Source organism: Phycisphaerae bacterium, assembly GCA_012729815.1.
Classification (GTDB): Bacteria; Planctomycetota; Phycisphaerae; order JAAYCJ01; family JAAYCJ01; genus JAAYCJ01.
This window is the reverse complement of sequence record JAAYCJ010000257.1, coordinates 1-1,653: the sequence shown is the minus strand read 5'-3', so window position 1 is coordinate 1,653 and position 1,653 is coordinate 1. Positions and strand designations below refer to the sequence as shown.

General features: G+C 62.3%; 1 protein-coding gene. It reads left to right on the top strand.

Annotation, left to right across the window (positions count from 1 at the left end):
* The first annotated feature begins 242 nt into the window (after positions 1-242).
* Positions 243-1,469, top strand: coding sequence for a hypothetical protein (locus GXY33_16980; GenBank protein ID NLX06833.1), 1,227 nt, complete (start codon positions 243-245; stop codon positions 1,467-1,469).
* Positions 1,470-1,653: the final 184 nt, after the last annotated feature.

The window sequence follows — 1,653 nt, the reverse complement described above, 5'->3', positions numbered from 1 at the left end:
GGAAGGCGAAAGGCAATGAAAAGTGAAAAGTGAAAATAGCAAATACCAAAATGCGGAATGCGTGGCACGGAGCACGCGGAACACGCGGAGGGGTCGGGGCAACCACAAGGGTTGCCCGTACGGGGCGAATGCAGAGTGCAAAAGGCAAAGTGCAAAATGGTTTGTCGGCGTGGTCGGTTAGCGGTGTGGATGGAGCGGGAGTGATGGGTTGAGAGCTCGGGATGAGGGTTGAGGATATGGCAATGGAATTGGAGGTGTCCATTTTTCCTTCCGTGTGCCTGGCCTTCACCTTTCTGGTGGGTCTGAGCACGCTGGTCTATGGAGCGGTGCTCACGAAGAGAAGGCGCACGGGCGGGCATCAGTGCATGGCGTTGGGCGCGGTGATCATCGTGGTCAGCGTGATCCTGTTGCCAGGGGAAATCCGCCGATACCGGAGCCCGGCTGCGCTGTTGCGGGAGATAGCTTATCCGTACGTCGCGCAGCCTTTGCCGGCGGTCGATGAGGTCCGGGTCCCAGTGGTTGAGGCGCGGGCGGGGTGGGATTTGGGTGAGGGGGAGTTTGAGGCGAACGTGTATGCGTCGCGGGAATTGGCGGGTAAGGCGGCGGCGTTGGGAGTGGTCAAATCGCTGGCGACGATTGCGCCGGGGGGCGAGGAGGGTTTGACGGTCGGGTTGGCGGGGGATCTGGCGTCGGATGCGATCGGCGAGGCGGTTCGGGGGTGTGAGGCGCGAGTTGGGCGGGTGGTTCGGCTGGAGGGGTCGCCGAGTACGCAGCCGGCGGTGGTGTTGTCGGTGGCAGTGGTGGCGGAAGGCTCTTACGGCGTGAATGGGGTGTCGGGGCGGAACGGGACAGTGACGGCTTTGCTTCGCGGTCCGGGCGGGGAGGCGTCGCGGAGCGCGGAGTTCGACGAGAAGGTTTGGAACGACGATTTTGCGAGGTTTGTGAATCGGAATCCGGAAGGCCGGTGGTATCTGGCGCAGTCGCGATCACCGGCGACGACGGTGCGGGAGGCTGAGGAGCTTGCGTTCGAGGACGCGGCGCGGCAGTTGCTGCCGTACTTCAGGAGCGAGGTGCATACGCGCTGCCGGTTGGAGGCGACCGACGCAGTCCTGATGGAGGTGATTCTCGCGGCGCTGCGGCGGGGATTGCTGATCCACGACCGGTTCGTGCAGCGGATGGATCGGCCGTACGGGCAGGTGTGGCGGGAGATGCTGCTGGTCAACGCTCAGCAGAAGGACGTGCTTCACTCCATTGGACTCGGTTCAGCTCTTTTCGAACGATCGCCGGCGGCTGAGGCATGGCACAAGGCGCGGGTGACTCGGTTTTCGGCGGTTGGGATGGCGGTTTTGATCGTGGCTGTGTATTTGTTTTTGAATGCGGCGACGAAGGGGTATTATGCGTGGTCGCTGCGGATCGCGGCGGCGGTGCTGGCGTTGGCGGGGGTGGCGCTGGTGTTGGCGTTGGCGTGAGGGGAGGTCTGATTTCGGATTTCGAATTTCGAATTTGTTGGGATGGGACGGGTTTGATGTTTTGATGTTGAGGGTGTAGTTTGAAGCGTGTGGTGGTGTGAAGAATCTGGATTCCCGCTTTCGCGGGAATGACACGTGGGGAGGGGGCTGGATTGGGTGTGCGGCGGAGGGCAGGCACAAGGGT